Source organism: Flavobacterium piscis (genome assembly GCF_001686925.1).
Classification (GTDB): Bacteria; Bacteroidota; Bacteroidia; order Flavobacteriales; family Flavobacteriaceae; genus Flavobacterium; species Flavobacterium piscis.
This window is the reverse complement of record NZ_LVEN01000027.1, coordinates 310,361-324,959: the sequence shown is the minus strand read 5'-3', so window position 1 is coordinate 324,959 and position 14,599 is coordinate 310,361. Positions and strand designations below refer to the sequence as shown.

The 14,599-nt window shown below is 34.8% G+C and carries 12 protein-coding genes; 5 read left to right on the top strand and 7 right to left on the bottom strand.

The annotated features are described in order from the left end of the window. Window positions 1-122: 122 nt before the first annotated feature. Together FLP_RS11935 and FLP_RS11930 are read right to left on the bottom strand one after the other, a co-directional pair. Window positions 123-1,538: an aminotransferase-like domain-containing protein gene (locus FLP_RS11935; RefSeq protein ID WP_065449731.1), complete on the bottom strand. Its 1,416-nt coding sequence runs from the start codon at window positions 1,536-1,538 to the stop codon at window positions 123-125. Window positions 1,539-1,600: 62 nt separating this feature from the next. Further along, entirely contained in the window at window positions 1,601-1,984 is a 384-nt protein-coding gene (locus tag FLP_RS11930; protein WP_065449730.1) for a hypothetical protein, read from the bottom strand. Between the two features lie 307 nt (window positions 1,985-2,291). On the opposite strand from FLP_RS11930, the gene FLP_RS11925 reads away from it, so the two are divergent. After that, window positions 2,292-3,314, top strand: coding sequence for an LLM class flavin-dependent oxidoreductase (locus FLP_RS11925; protein ID WP_065450264.1), 1,023 nt, complete (start codon window positions 2,292-2,294; stop codon window positions 3,312-3,314). Window positions 3,315-3,701: 387 nt separating this feature from the next. On the opposite strand, the gene FLP_RS11920 is transcribed toward FLP_RS11925, so the two are convergent. Continuing rightward, window positions 3,702-6,092 (bottom strand): TonB-dependent receptor, encoded by a 2,391-nt coding sequence (locus FLP_RS11920; protein WP_065449729.1) that lies wholly within the window; start codon window positions 6,090-6,092, stop codon window positions 3,702-3,704. Between the two features lie 307 nt (window positions 6,093-6,399). On the opposite strand from FLP_RS11920, the gene FLP_RS11915 reads away from it, so the two are divergent. Further along, window positions 6,400-7,680, top strand: coding sequence for an acetyl-CoA C-acetyltransferase (locus FLP_RS11915; protein ID WP_065449728.1), 1,281 nt, complete (start codon window positions 6,400-6,402; stop codon window positions 7,678-7,680). Between the two features lie 2 nt (window positions 7,681-7,682). Beyond that, a complete protein-coding gene (locus FLP_RS11910; RefSeq protein ID WP_065449727.1) occupies window positions 7,683-8,408 on the top strand; it encodes a hypothetical protein in 726 nt (241 codons plus the stop codon). Between the two features lie 210 nt (window positions 8,409-8,618). On the opposite strand, the gene FLP_RS11905 is transcribed toward FLP_RS11910, so the two are convergent. After that, window positions 8,619-9,230, bottom strand: coding sequence for an FMN-dependent NADH-azoreductase (locus FLP_RS11905; RefSeq protein ID WP_065449726.1), 612 nt, complete (start codon window positions 9,228-9,230; stop codon window positions 8,619-8,621). 199 nt (window positions 9,231-9,429) lie between these two features. On the opposite strand from FLP_RS11905, the gene FLP_RS11900 reads away from it, so the two are divergent. Further along, window positions 9,430-9,801, top strand: coding sequence for a winged helix-turn-helix transcriptional regulator (locus FLP_RS11900; RefSeq protein WP_065449725.1), 372 nt, complete (start codon window positions 9,430-9,432; stop codon window positions 9,799-9,801). 368 nt (window positions 9,802-10,169) lie between these two features. Here FLP_RS11900 and FLP_RS11895 read toward each other — a convergent pair whose 3' ends face one another. From FLP_RS11895 to FLP_RS11885, 3 genes are all read right to left on the bottom strand, one after another. Continuing rightward, complete coding sequence (locus FLP_RS11895) at window positions 10,170-11,501, bottom strand: S41 family peptidase (RefSeq protein WP_065449724.1); 1,332 nt, start codon at window positions 11,499-11,501, stop codon at window positions 10,170-10,172. 3 nt (window positions 11,502-11,504) lie between these two features. Beyond that, window positions 11,505-11,945: a MarR family winged helix-turn-helix transcriptional regulator gene (locus FLP_RS11890; protein ID WP_065449723.1), complete on the bottom strand. Its 441-nt coding sequence runs from the start codon at window positions 11,943-11,945 to the stop codon at window positions 11,505-11,507. 486 nt (window positions 11,946-12,431) lie between these two features. Further along, on the bottom strand, window positions 12,432-13,181 hold the full coding sequence (locus tag FLP_RS11885) for a 4-hydroxy-tetrahydrodipicolinate reductase (RefSeq protein WP_065449722.1): 750 nt from the start codon (window positions 13,179-13,181) through the stop codon (window positions 12,432-12,434). 839 nt (window positions 13,182-14,020) lie between these two features. On the opposite strand from FLP_RS11885, the gene FLP_RS11880 reads away from it, so the two are divergent. Continuing rightward, window positions 14,021-14,455: a DUF1810 domain-containing protein gene (locus tag FLP_RS11880; RefSeq protein WP_065449721.1), complete on the top strand. Its 435-nt coding sequence runs from the start codon at window positions 14,021-14,023 to the stop codon at window positions 14,453-14,455. Window positions 14,456-14,599: the final 144 nt, after the last annotated feature.

Below are 14,599 nucleotides of genomic sequence, written 5' to 3'. Positions count from 1 at the left end.
CATTTCTTTCACATAGCTGTCTGGCTAGCTATGTGAATTTAAAATAAGTGAAACGCCTTTTTATAAGTTTTATAAGTTTACAAAAGCTATGTTTTTATGTGTTTAAAAAGAATTGCAGTTCATTAAAGACTATTTTTTACTAATTGCCCTAATCGTTTTAGATCGAATTCTACTTTTTCCTTCCATTCCAAACCAAAATTCAGCCGCATACAATTATGGTATTGATCGTGCTGCGTGAAAATCCTGCCGGGAGCAAAACCTATTTTTTGCTGAATCGCGGTGTCATACAAAACAGCGGTGTCGATACTTTTATCCAGCTCAAGCCAAAGAAAAGAACCTCCCTGCGGTTGTGAAATTTTAGTGTTTTCCGGAAAATGATCTTCAATTGTGCGCTGAAAATGCAGTGAATTGGTATATAATGTACTTCTTAAATTCCTTAAATGATGATCGTATCTTCCGTGCTCCAGGAAATCGGCGATTACTTCCTGATACAACGAAGGCATACAAACCGTCTGCGCCATTTTTTGCCTGATGATTTTATCCTTGAATTTCCCAGGAGCCACCCAGCCTACCCGATATCCCGGTGCCAAAGTTTTAGAAACTGATCCTATCCACATTACTATTCCTGCTTCGTCATAATACTTGCAAGGTTTTGGCCTAACGGTTCCAAAAAACAGATTACCATACAAATCATCTTCAATTAAAGGAATGTTATGGTGCGTGAGCATCTTTACCAACTCTTGTTTGTTTTCATCGGGCATTAAACTTCCTAAAGGATTACTGAAATTGCTCATAAAACAGCAAACATCTACTTTATGAATCACCTTTTTTAATGCCTCTAAATCAACGCCTGTTGTAGGATGCGTAGGCAATTCAATAATATTTAGTCCCATATTTTGGGCAATCTGGATAATGCCAAAATAAACCGGACTTTCAATCGCAATAGTATCTCCGCGTTTGGTAACGGCCATTAAACAATTAAAAATAGCATTCATAGCTCCCGAAGTAGTCACGAAATCATCTTCTGTCAATTTTCCTTCTAATACAATGGCCCATTTTGCCAAATTTCGTCTCAAATTGGCACTTCCCTGAACGGGTTCGTAACTTGTACCGCTTTCTGCCAGATTGCGCACCACTTTTGCAAGACCCTTATTAAGCTTTGCAATGGGCAACAAACCGGGATCCGGAACTCCAATCGAAAATCGGGTGATGCCTTTATCGCTCAGACTATCAAAAACCTTGGTTATCAAATCCTCCGAAGTTGTTTTTTGCTCTGATAACTTCAGTTTATTCATAGAAGGGATCAGCAATTTTCTATTCGAGGTTTTACTAACATAAAAACCTGATTTTGGACGGGATTCTATCAACGATTTGCTTTCTAATTCTAAAAATGCCTGTTTTATGGTATTCATACTTACATTATGCAATTTCTGGAAAGCACGAATAGATGGAAGTTTATCTCCAATTTTTAAAGTTTCGGAGAATATTTGTTCCTGAATTGTATTTGCAATTTTTTGATATAAAACCTCTCTTGCCATTTTTTTGATCGTTATCTGTATCCTGTAAATTTACTAAAATTCAATCTGTATCCTTTATAATATTAATTGCAAACATTTAGCCAGCTGAATAGTTTTTCTGCAGCAGTTTGAATTTTATTCGTGCGCGTTTCAGGATCTTTAAATGCATTAAAAAAAGTATTCTGAGCATGAAATTTTAAATCCTGCTCTACCTCAATACTATAAAATTCCTGCTCCCAATAGGAGTTAATTTCGGGTTTTCCCTGGTTATTAATTAAAACAAAAGCATAACCAATTACGCGATTATCAAAAGAGGCAATACTTAACGGAAGACCAAAATGATCCGGAGATTTTACCAGTTTGTTGTGGCTATCGGCAACCTTACCCTGGTAAATATTGACAACAGATTTTAAAGACGATATGGTAATTGAATCAAATTGAATGTTGGCTGTTTTAGTTGTATCCATCGCTGTAGTTGTTTAATTATTGAACAAAATTAGGAGGTAAAAAAGATCAGACACAGATACAAAAATCATTTAATTTAAGGGTACAGATGACAAAATAATTGTCAGGTCAAAATTCTAACACGAATTGCACGAATTTGCACAAATTATAATTGATTAGCTTAGCTTGTGAAATTAATTGCACCAACTAATTTGTGCAAATTCGTGCAATTCGTGTTCAAAATTGATGAATACTATTTGCGTTCAAATAATATCCTTAAAACAGTTTTTTGATAACAGAAAAAATAAATTTTAATATCTTTACTAGATGATAGAAATTGGTATAGACAGTTTTGCTTCGGCGATGTACGGAGACAACAACACTTTGAGTAGTGTCGATGCGATGGAACAATTATTACAAAGAATCGAGCTCGCTGATCAGGCCGGACTTGATGTTTTTGGAATTGGAGAGCATCATAAAAAGGAGTTTTTAGATTCGGCTACAGCCGTAATATTGGGCGCTGCTGCCGGGCGAACAAAACGCATTAGGCTGGCAAGTGCTGTTTCGGTTTTAAGTGCTGCTGATCCGGTTCGGCTTTATCAAAATTTTGCAACTTTAGATTTAATTTCAAAAGGAAGAGCTGAAATTGTTGTAGGCCGAGGATCTGCTATTGAAGCCTATCCCCTTTTTGGTTATAGTTTAAATGATTACGACGCACTTTTTAGTGAGAAATTAGACCTTCTGTTACAAATTAGAGATAATGAATTTATTACCTGGTCCGGAAAATTTCGTCCGGCTTTGAATAATCTGCCCGTATATCCCAGAGCTTTACAGGAAAAATTGCCTATTTGGTTAGGTGTTGGCGGAACTCCCGAATCTTTTGTACGCGCAGGATCTTTGGGCTTGCCGTTGATGGTTGCTGTAATTGGCGGGCAAACACACCGATTTAAACCTTTGGTCGATTTGTATCGTGAAGCCGGAAAAGCAGCAGGTTATAAACCCGAAGAACTAAAAGTAGGTTTACATTCACCAGGTTTTGTGGGAAGCACAACTGCAAAAGCCATCGAAGAATATTACCCGGGTTACGCCGAACTTTGGACAAAATTAGGAAGAGAACGCGGTTGGCCGCCCGTAACCAAAGACAAATTTGATGGACTTATTGACGATCTTGGTGTTCTCGTTGTTGGCGATCCTGAACGCATTGCCGAGAAAATCTTACGCCACAGCGAATCTCTTGGCGGAATCTCAAGATTTACATTTCAAATGGATAATGCTGGACTTACACACACGCAATTAATGAGCGCTATAGAACTTATTGGCTCAAAAGTAATTCCATTAATTCATAAAGGATAAACTGGACATTTTTTTGGCCCACGGATGAAACGGGTTAAACGGATTTTCATTTTAAATTTTTAATGAAAATGCATTATAGATAGCCCACAGATAACATGGGTTAAGCGGATTAACACGTTTTTTTTTATTTAAAATAATAATAAAAATCCGTGTTAATCTGTATAAATCCGTAACATCTGTGGGCTAAATAGCGCACGCATTTTTAAAGTTTAGCAATAAAAAAAACCAGCAAAAACCCGTTTAACCCGTTTCATCCGTGGGCAAAAAACATAAAAACATAAAAAAGCATCCGCCATTACGACGGATGCTTTTTGTTTTTAGCTTAAGATTGGCAAAATAAAAACCAGTGAAAATCTGTTTAAATCTGCGTCATCTGTGGCCTGTAAATTAGAATTTATACGTTACACCAACTCTAAAATTTCTTGGTGCTTCTGTTTGCCAGTAATAAGATTCAAGCCACTCATAGTAAGAACCGCTGTAAAGATATTTATCCAAAATATTAAATACGTTAGCAGTAATTTTTATTTTTCCTGTTTCATAAGATAAACCACCATCAAGTTTAAAATAGTCCGGTAATCTTTCTGATGCTACGCTCCACGTATCCGTTTCGCGTCCTGCAAGATAAGTACCTCCAATAGAAGCACCTAATCCTTTTAGCTTTCCGTTTTGAACCGTATAATTCAACCATGCATTCGCTGTATGTTTAGAATATCCCGGAACAACAGAACCTTCTTTAATAGTTGTAACATCTGAATCAAGTACAATAGATTCTGTAAAAGCGTAATTAGCAATTAAATTAAGACCATCAAAGATTTTTCCTCTTACGTCAAATTCAATACCCTGAGCTCTTTTTTCTCCAAGAACAACACTATATTGCTGACCACCCGGAATATTTTTCGGGTCAGAAGTAAGCTCATTTTTCTTTAAAATATTGTAAGCAGATAAACTGGTATTCCAAGAACCATCAAACCAATCTTTTTTGATACCAAATTCAACATTATTTCCTGTAAGTGGTTTTATTTTACCTTCTTTAACAATACCTGACTGTGGTGTAAAAGCCTGATCATATAATCCGTACACAGCCAAATCATCCGTTACAGAAAAACTAACTCCAACACGTGGTGTAATATGGCTGTCCTCCTGGGTTCCTCCAAAACTTGACTGAGTAATCCAGGTATATCTGGCAGCAAGAGTCAATCGTAATCTATTTTCAAGAAAACCAAGTTCATCCTGAATATATGCCGCTGCATATTCTGAAGTTATTTTTCCGCCAGCTCTTACTGAAAGCGGCGTTATACGATCAAAAGCGGGCATACCATTTACTGGTGGACCATAATTTGGATTGTAAACATTAAACGGATTTGCAGGAGTATCAAGATTATGCGATTGTCCCCAATCTGCCATATAATCTTTGCTTCCTAAATCTACACCACCTAAAACTTTATGAGTAATTGGTCCGGTAGTAAATTTTCCGTTTACAAAAATCTGACCTAAGTACATATTGCTTTCTGCATCCCAAATACTAACATTTCTTATAATGTTGCCTACTCCTAATGTATTTTTTTCAGAACCTACAGCACTTGGCCATGAACTATATCCTTCTTGTAAATATTTAAAATAAGAAGTTTGTGCCGTCAATTTCCAATTGTCATCAAACTTATGCTCGAACATAAGATAACCGCTATGATCCTGAATATTAGTATCAGGCAATCCCGGTTGTGTCATAGTAAAATCAACTGGTAAAGTTGCGTATCCTTGAGATTGAGGACCAAATACATAATAAGAACCCACCTCAGTCATGTTCGCATACTGAAAATTATATTCGGCAGTAATTTTTGTTTTATCATCAACCTGATACGTAATCACCGGAGCAATTACATAACGGTCATTGTGTTCATATGCTCTGTGAGAACCTTTGTTTTGTGCCGCTGCATTAAAACGGTATAATAATTTTCCTTTTTTATCCAGTTTTCCGTCAAGATCAATACTTGCTCTGTAAAAGTCATAACTTCCTGCCATAACAGTAGCTTCACCTTTAGTAATTCCGGTTGGCTTTTTAGTTACCACATTATAAAGTCCGCTTGGATCACCGCTCGAAAGCATAAATCCCGCCGGTCCTTTTACAAACTCGATATGATCTACAAAACTCATGTCTTCTGTAAGAGGTCCCCACGAAGAAGACACTACATTAAAACCATTACGAAAAGCCTGAACCTGAGAACCACGCATTTTAATATTTGTGTATAAATCTCCCCAGTGTTCTGAACGTACAGCACCGCTCACGTTTCTTATTACTCCGTCACTCATACTTGTAATTTGCTGATCTTTTAAAGTCTGAGCACTTATAATCTGAATATTTTGCGGAATTTCAAGTACCGGAGTCTGAAGACGTAACGACAAAGAAGGTTTATCCTGTTTGTACTTGTTTTTGGTAATTACTACTTCGTCAAGATCCTGCTGACTTTCAGTAAGCATAAAGTTTTTGGTTACCGTTTGTTTTGCATTTACGGTAATCTGAGCTTCAACCGGATGAATCCCAACAGCATGAATACTAATTGTATACGTGGCAGGTTTAACATTTCTAATCTCATAACTACCATTTTCATTGGTAACAGCAGTATATTTTGTTCCTTTTAGAGCAACAGAAACATTTTCTGCCGGAACGTTTCCGCTTAACGAAATTTTTCCTGTTACTTTTCCTGCTTCCTGAGCCATCATTTGCAATGACGTTAGAAAAAGTAAGATAAATAGCGCTTTTTTTATATTTAAGATATTCATTATTATGTGAGTTTTGATTTCGATGGCAAAAGTAATTCCTAAAACCTTCTTAACCAAAATTATTTTTAATTATTCTAAATAAGGAATAAAAAACAATCTCAAGTTTTTTCTAAAGAAGAATTAAAAAAAGAAATAAGTCATTCATTTTCAAGTATATTGACTTTTTAAAAGCGCATTATAATTATTGACATAAAAATCGATTTTTCTTATACTAGTCAAAGATTTTTTAGTTAAAATACCTAAATAACAACCAACTCTGCTTATCTTTAATCTGGAAAAAAACTTTACGGAAACAAAAACCTTCGCTATGAATACCACAGACACTATTAGAAAAGTTGCCATTGTTGGATACAACCGAATTCCGTTTGCAAGGGCAAATACCGCTTACGCGAATGTTGGAAATCAGGAAATGATGACAGCTGCCCTCAGCGGACTTATAGATAAATACAATCTGAAAGGAAAATTATTGGGTGAAGTCGCCGGAGGTGCCGTTATTAAGCATACTTATGATAATAATCTGATCAGAGAATGTGTCATGAAAACGTCTCTTAATCCTGCAACTCCTGCCTGCGATTTGCAGCAAGCCTGCGATACCGGAATAGAAAGTGCCATTTATATTGCCAATAAAATTGCTTTAGGGCAAATAGAATCAGGTATTGCGGGCGGTGTAGATTCTATAAGTGATATGCCAATTGCGGTTAGCGAAAATCTGAGAAAAATTTTACTGAATGCCAGAAAAGCGAAATCATTTGGTGAAAAAATAAAATGGTTTCTAAAACTTCGACCGAAGGATTTATCGCCTTTGGTGCCTAAAAACGAAGAGTCTCAAACGGGACTTTCGATGGGTGGGCATACTGAAATTACGGCAAAACATTATAAAATTTCACGTGAAGATCAGGATCATCTGGCGCTTAAAAGTCATTTGAATATGGCAAAAGCATACGACGAAGGTTTTTTTGAGGATATGATTAGCCCGTTTAACGGATTGGATAAAGACAATAATCTTAGAAAAGATAGTACAATTGAAAAGCTGGCCAAATTAAATCCTGCTTTTGATAAAGTAAACGGAACGCTGACGGCAGGAAATTCGACTCCACTTACAGATGGGGCTTCCTGTATACTTTTGGCGAGCGAAGAATGGGCAAAGGAACAAGGACTTCCTATTTTGGCCTACATTACTTTTGCCGAAATTGCTGCGATTGAATATGTCAAAAACCAACAAAACCTTTTGTTAGCGCCCTTATTTGCAGCCAGCAGAATGCTTGATAAGGCCGGGTTGACTTTGCAGGATTTTGATTATTATGAAATTCACGAAGCTTTTGCAGCTCAGGTTCTGGCTACTTTAAAAATATGGGAAAGTCCGGAACTAAGCACACAATTGGGTTTAAAGAAAACGCTTGGCGCGATTGACAGGGAAAAACTAAATGTAAAAGGAAGCAGTCTCGCTGCCGCCCACCCTTTTGCCGCAACCGGAGGAAGAATCATTGGTGTTATGGCAAAATTATTAAACGAAAAGGGTTCCGGAAGAGGATTTATCTCTATTTGTGCTGCCGGAGGACAAGGTGTTACTATGATAATCGAAAAATAAATATGACTTTTTTACAAAAAATGTTTGGGGCGATTTCTCCAAAATACAAAGCCGATCTGGTTTTAAGAGAACAGGAAAAACTTTTTAAAGCCATTATTAATGCACTACCTGATTATTTATCGGATATAAAAAGACAACCTGTCGAAAATAATTTTTGGGGTTTTAAAAAATGGTCCTTACATCCTGATTTTAAATATGTAGAGATTACCTATCCAGGAGAAAACTATATTAAATTCAAGAAAAGAGGCGAAAACAGCAAAATTTCCGGACTTAAGATATTTTCTAAACGAAACAACAAGTTCGAAGAAATTGAAATTCTGCTTTGGGATAATTTGCTCTGGGCGATAAAAATTCACAATTCAAATTATGAAGCCGATGAATTTGATTTATCCTCTATTAAAAACATCAATTTAAGCCAAAACCATTTTGAATTTCCCGCACGTAAAGTCGATCTCTTTTACGATCAGTTAGACAATGAGATCAAACAAAGGCTAGATTATAATAATGTATTTGATACGGATTTTGACGGAAAAACGTATTACGAATTTTACGATTTAGAAGACGGCAACTATCTCGCCGTCGATGAAAATTTAGATGTATATTCCTTTGTTTACGCTGCCGATCCGGTGATTGTTAAAATGAAAATTTCATTTATAGATCTTCTGAAAGAAATCTCAAACAATCAATTTAATAAAGAGCTTCATCTTGATGAACGATATAAAAGCTAATAAATTCAAACCATTTTTTTAAGATTGTACTTTTTTTAACCGCAAATTAAACCAATCTTAGCGAATTTTAGTGTCAAACTCTTTAGAATAATTCGTGAAAATTGGTGTAATTAGTGGCGAACTACAAAATATTAAAACCCGACAATTTTAAATAAATCTGTCGGGTTTCTTATTTACGAAAATGTCCAACTCTCGTACTTTTATGTCAATTTAAAAAGCAAATTCTTCGACAGTTGCTAAAGCATTTGGCAAAGCACTAGCTGCAAAATCAGGAATTGCAGTTCCTTCTACGCGAAAAGTTGTAACATCAGTTATGCCTAAAAAGCCCAAAACTACACGCAAATACGGTTCAGCAAAATCATAACTTTTATAAGGTCCGTCAGAAAACACAGCTCCTGAGGCTACAGACAAATAGACTTTTTTACCGCTTATTAAACCTTTTGGTCCATTCTCGTCATAACTAAAAGTCTTTCCTGCCCTTGCGACCTGATCAATCCATCCTTTCAATAATGCCGGAATTCCAAAATTATAAATAGGCACACCAATTACAATGATATCAGCTTCTAATAAATCTTTTATCGCATCATCAGAAAGTCGAATAGATTCTACCTGAGCTGTTGTATGCGCTTCTTCAGGAGTATAAAATGCATTAAGCTGCAATTCATCCAAATACGGCAAAGGAGTTTTTGAAAGGTCAAACGTTTTTACCACGCTTGCCGGATATTCTTTTGTCAGTTTTTCAAGAATTGCAGTGGATAATTTATTACTAAATGAAGCATCTCCTTTGATACTTGTTACTATATTCAGAATCTTTTTACTCATTTTATGACTATTTTGTTTTACAATACAAACTTATCTACATTTGCTATCTCTTTTATAGTACTATCCTCAAGGATAGTGCTATCCTTGAGGATAGTAATGTCTTAATTCAAATGAATAAAGTTCTACGCAGACTCCAGCTGGTTTTTAAAGATTGATTTTAATCTGCAAAACCTGCACAAAATAAATGCTACAATCCTATATGAAAACAAAAATCGATATAACAAAAGAGATGAATTGTGAACCAGAAGAATGTCTGGGAGCATTACGTCCTGTAAGAGACGCATTAGAAGTTTTAAGCGGAAGATGGAAACTGCCCATATTGATTGCATTATCAAACCGGCCAAAACGATTTAAGGAAATTTCCAAAGACATCAACGGAATTACAGATAAAATGCTTTCGAAAGAACTTAAAGATCTGGAAATAAACAAACTTGTTACCAGAACGGTTTATGATACGTTTCCGCCAACTGTTGAATACGCAAGAACAGAACACAGCCACACTTTGTATAGTGTGATTGGAGCATTAAGTGAATGGGGAACTTTGCACAGGAAAGAAATCATTGGGAATTAGATAATTCATAAAACATTGTTGGGAATTTACATAAATGAAGTCTTAGATACAACGACACTTCAAAAAGAGTTTTTCTATCGATCGCCAAAATGAATGAGGAATATAGTAAATCTTTGATTTTTAGGAAGTGATTAATAGGAATAAAAAATTTCTCGCAAGACGCAGAGTCGTAAAGTTTTTTTCAATCTGTAACCGTTAAGTTTGTCATTTCGACCGAAGAGAGAAATCACACTCGTATTCGACAAAGATTAGTTTATTTTCTTTGCGGCATTTCTAGTGTGATTTCTCTCTTCGGTCGAAATGACAAAAAACTTTACGCCTTTGCTCCCGATAGCCATCGGGATTGCGAGATTAAATTCTAAAAACCTTTACTCTTTTTTGTAAAACTTCTCCTGCCCGTCCTGATAAATTCTTTTAATTCCCGTGACAACATTATTTTCTGAAACGATTTTTATGCGGAAATCATTTATTCCATCAAGCAAAAATAAATCCTGTTCCAAAGGTTTTAATAACAGCGTTGCTATATTATTCCAGTTATAATACAGATTATTGTTTTCGTATTTTAATTCGGCTTTCCCGTATTTACCCTCATAAGACTTTAAAATTTCAGTAGTAATATTTACGTTTTTTTGTCTGTTTTTAACTATCGGAATATACCAGTCCAGATTGTTTAATGCATCTTTATTCTTTGCCGAAAGCTTTTGCAAAGCAAGTATATGCGAAGTGTTTACAGCTTCTTCACTTTTGCATAAAACATCAGGCATAACCCCTTTTCCTTCAAAATCCAGATTCGTGATAGGATCTTTTACTTCTCCAAAAGGGACATTAACTGAAAAACCATGCGGTAATACTTTTCGATCGATTGGGTGTGCGCCTCCAGCCGTTTTTTCGCCAACAATTGTAACACGTTTTAAATTTTGAAGCGAATAACTCATCCATTCAGCAGCAGAAAAAGTAACTGAACTTGTCAGGATATAAATGTCGATGTCTTCCATACGTTTTCCGGGAACAGATGGCAATAGCCACATTTCTCTTTCGATTTTTTTTCTGTTTTTTTCGTTATAATAATATTTATAAAGAGGTAATTCTTTACCTAAATAGAAATAACTGCTTAAAAATTGTCCCATTTCCATAGCACCGCCATTATTTTGACGTAAGTCGATAATCAGTGCATCAGTACTGCTTAAAAATTGCATAGTCGATGCTGCAGTTTCACTAGCTATTGCCGGATCTTCGAAATAATCAAACTTTAAATAGCCTATATTTCCCTCCAAAATTTGCGCTTGTTCAAAACCGAAATTCTTCTTTTTTGCTTCGCTTAATTCCTCAGCTTTAATTTTCTTTTCTACCTCTTTATCTCCTTTTTTTAACTGACTTTCTACCCATTCAGGATCATACCTTACAGCAAAATGCAAATCTTTACTAACTTCTATAAGATCTGAGCTTAACTTACCAGCAAAATCATTTGGTTTAATCATGTCTTTGTAAAGCCCTTTTTTATAATTGTCATTCAGTTTCTTTTTAATATCACCAACAGCATTTGGCCGTATGTAGAATTCTTGAAGTTGTTTGGTCAATGAATCAATAATTTGTTTTTTATCTAATTCATTAAAAGTAATATCTTCTTTTGCTGCTGATTCTTTTTGGGCATACGAACCAATCGAAAATATTAGCAATACTAAGGCAAATAGGTGTTTCATTATTTATGAAGTTTTACAGTTTAAAATTATTTTATGAAGGATTTGATCCAGTAATTGGATTTCATCCGTTGATAATCCGTTAAGGGCTGTTTTACGATTAAGTTTAAAAACAGGAGTCAAAAGAACAATGGTATCGCTGCCTTTTTTAGTAATTTTTAGTTTGGTTTTTCTTTTATCCAATTCATCTGTTTCCCGGGTCAGATAATCTTTTTTAACCATCAATTCAATTATTCTTGTAACCGATGCGTTATCCTTAAAAATTAATCTAGCTATTTCTATCTGAGAAATTTTTGCGTTATCGTTTAAGATAATCAATACCAAACATTGATCGACTGTAATGTCACTAACAATCTTCTGAATGTTTTTTTGGCACACTTTCCTGTATTCTTTTATCGCTTGTTCTATTGTGTAGAGAACTGTTCCTGTTGGGGTTTTCTGACTCATATATAATTCTTTAACTTGAAAATTACTTGATATATCAAATATAATTATTTATTTGATATATCAAATAGTTTTGAATTAATTATTATTCGAATCAAATTAGCGTATACAATAAACCCGACAGATTTAAAAAATCCGTCGGGTTAACAGTAAAGGAAATAAGTTTTTTTTTTTGCAATAGAAATGAGAATTTCGTGCAAATTATTGATGTTTTTTTTGCCATTTCATCGAAGGAGACTCGAGCGATAGCGAACAGACGAAGTAAATCTTCGAGAGAAGCTGAACAAAGATTGGGTTTTCGTTGCGGAGTTACTTGCGAAGATTTCTCCTCCGTCGAAATGACAAGATTGTGGTTAAAACTTGCGTCTCTGCTGCCGATAGACATCGGGATTGCTAGATTATTTTACACCTTATTAAAAAACTTTGTGTCTTAGTGCCTTTGTGGCAAAACAACTAGCAAAACAACTAGCAATAAAACTAGCAGTAAAACTAAACAGTAAAATAAGGTGTCAAAATATCTTCAAAATTGTATAATCCTTTTTGTTTGTGTTCCAAATTTTCGGCCACAAAAACAACTCCGTTACCAAAAGCTTCTCTCGAAATCGACTCGTGAATTAACCGAACTGTTTGATACGGAAAACCAAAGATTACTTCATGTTTACCCACGATTCCTCCTGCCCTGACCGAATTGATATTTTCTTTATCAACATCCAAAGCTTCTGCGATTTTTACAGCCGTTCCCGATGTTCCTTGTTTCATTTTAAAATGCTCTTCATTAACTTCAATATCCACCCATGGCGCAATTTTTTTTAAAAATTTAGCAGCAAAAAGTAGATAATTAACTCCAAGTGTAATATTTGGCGACCAAAATACGGTGGTTTTATGGGCCAGTTTTTTTAATAATTGCAATTCTTTGTCTTTATAATGTGAGATGGCCGAAATAATTTTAATGTTTCTGCTTGCGGCAAGTTTTCCATACGTATAAATCCCTTCATTAGACGAAAAATCAATGATTACATCAACCGGGTGTTTGTCTAACAACTCTTCCATCGTAGTTTTTGAACTGGAATAAATTAATCCGGGTTCGTCTGACTGAATTCCAAAAAATTCGGGAACTGATCTGTGTTCTAAAACAGTACTTTGTCTTAAAACCCATTCCAGGCAAAATTTCTTGTTTTCAAGTAGTATTGATGCTACTGATTTTCCAGTTTTTCCAAATCCGATTAATCCTATTTTCATATTTTATTTTTTTATTGGACAGAACGCCCGTTTACAGAAATTGACATTTTTTAAAACTAATGTCAAATCAAAAAATCAATTATTATCTAAGCAGATAATGAAACTCTATTAGTAAAAATAGAAATATTATAACAAGATCTCTCACCATTTCCGGGATATGTAACAAAAAATAGCTTTCTTAACAGGAATAATAATGTGAAAACATTTTATATTATTAGAAGTTTAGTATTATTGGATTTTTCTTAACCGCAAAGGTCGCAAAGGTTTTTCGCAAAGATCGCAAAGTTTTATTTTGCCACAGATTAAAGGATTAAAAATGATTCAAAATTCTAAATCAAATTAAAATAAAAACTTAGCGACTTTACTCTCGATAATCATCGGGATTGCGAGATTATTATTTTTTTGCATTCTATATACGCCTAAATCTCGCGCAAAGACGCAAAGGCGCCAAGTTAAAAAACTTAAAAAGAATCAAATAAAAACTTTGCGCCTTTGCTCCCGATAACTATCGGGATTGCGAGATTATTTTTTTGCATTCTATATACGTCTACAATTTCGCGCAAAGACGCAAAGGCGCCAAGTTAAAAAACTTAAAAAGAATCAAATAAAAAACTCTGCGCCTTTGCTGCCGATAGCTATCGGGATTGCGCGAGATTATTTTCTTTACTTCTAAAACAAAAATTTCTCTCAAATCAGCCAAAATTTCCGATAAATACTACAGATAATTTCCCGCTTAATATATAGAAAAAAACAGACGTAAAAAAAACTTTCAGAATACTTCACTTTATTTATTTTCAGTAGTTTTACGACCTGATTGCCCCAAATAAAATCAGTACATAATGGCTTACAATAATAAAGAGTTGGTTCGTTTTCTTGACGCGCAAAATAAATTATACCTGTCTGCACTTTCAGAAATTAAAAAAGGTAAAAAAGAATCTCCGTGGATGTGGTTTATTTTTCCGCAGATAAAAGGGCTTGGCTCTTGTGATACCTCAAAATTCTACGAAATTAAAAATGCCGATGAAGCAATCGCTTTTCTTGAACATCCCATTCTGGGGAAACATCTTATCGAAATTACGGCCGAATTAATCAAAACAGACGAAAAAACGGCTGAAGATATTTTTGGAAATCCTGATAATGAAAAATTACAATCGTGTATGACTTTGTTTGCCAGCGTTCAAAATTCGGAACCCATATTTGAAGAAGTATTAGATAAATATTTCGATGGATCTTCTGATTTTCATACGCTGCAATTGTTGTATAGTAATTTTTAAGAAGTAGCACTCACTATTTTGAGTTTCTATTTTTAAAATTAATATTCAATTCCGGTACTTTTTTAATTAAGATATCTATCTTTGCAACCGAGTTGCGTTAGTTAAAAACTCATGTACTCGCCATAAACAAAGGATTTACAAAAC

What these genes read in the sequence shown, in the direction of transcription:
- FLP_RS11890 (WP_065449723.1), bottom strand. Translation starts at nt 11,945, where the DNA reads ATGAGTCAGAAAACCCCAACAGGAACAGTTCTCTACACAATAGAACAA.
- FLP_RS11915 (WP_065449728.1), top strand. Translation starts at nt 6,400, where the DNA reads ATGAATACCACAGACACTATTAGAAAAGTTGCCATTGTTGGATACAAC.
- FLP_RS11895 (WP_065449724.1), bottom strand. Translation starts at nt 11,501, where the DNA reads ATGAAACACCTATTTGCCTTAGTATTGCTAATATTTTCGATTGGTTCG.
- FLP_RS11935 (WP_065449731.1), bottom strand. Translation starts at nt 1,538, where the DNA reads ATGGCAAGAGAGGTTTTATATCAAAAAATTGCAAATACAATTCAGGAA.
- FLP_RS11920 (WP_065449729.1), bottom strand. Translation starts at nt 6,092, where the DNA reads ATGAATATCTTAAATATAAAAAAAGCGCTATTTATCTTACTTTTTCTA.
- FLP_RS11880 (WP_065449721.1), top strand. Translation starts at nt 14,021, where the DNA reads ATGGCTTACAATAATAAAGAGTTGGTTCGTTTTCTTGACGCGCAAAAT.
- FLP_RS11910 (WP_065449727.1), top strand. Translation starts at nt 7,683, where the DNA reads ATGACTTTTTTACAAAAAATGTTTGGGGCGATTTCTCCAAAATACAAA.
- FLP_RS11885 (WP_065449722.1), bottom strand. Translation starts at nt 13,181, where the DNA reads ATGAAAATAGGATTAATCGGATTTGGAAAAACTGGAAAATCAGTAGCA.
- FLP_RS11905 (WP_065449726.1), bottom strand. Translation starts at nt 9,230, where the DNA reads ATGAGTAAAAAGATTCTGAATATAGTAACAAGTATCAAAGGAGATGCT.
- FLP_RS11930 (WP_065449730.1), bottom strand. Translation starts at nt 1,984, where the DNA reads ATGGATACAACTAAAACAGCCAACATTCAATTTGATTCAATTACCATA.
- FLP_RS11900 (WP_065449725.1), top strand. Translation starts at nt 9,430, where the DNA reads ATGAAAACAAAAATCGATATAACAAAAGAGATGAATTGTGAACCAGAA.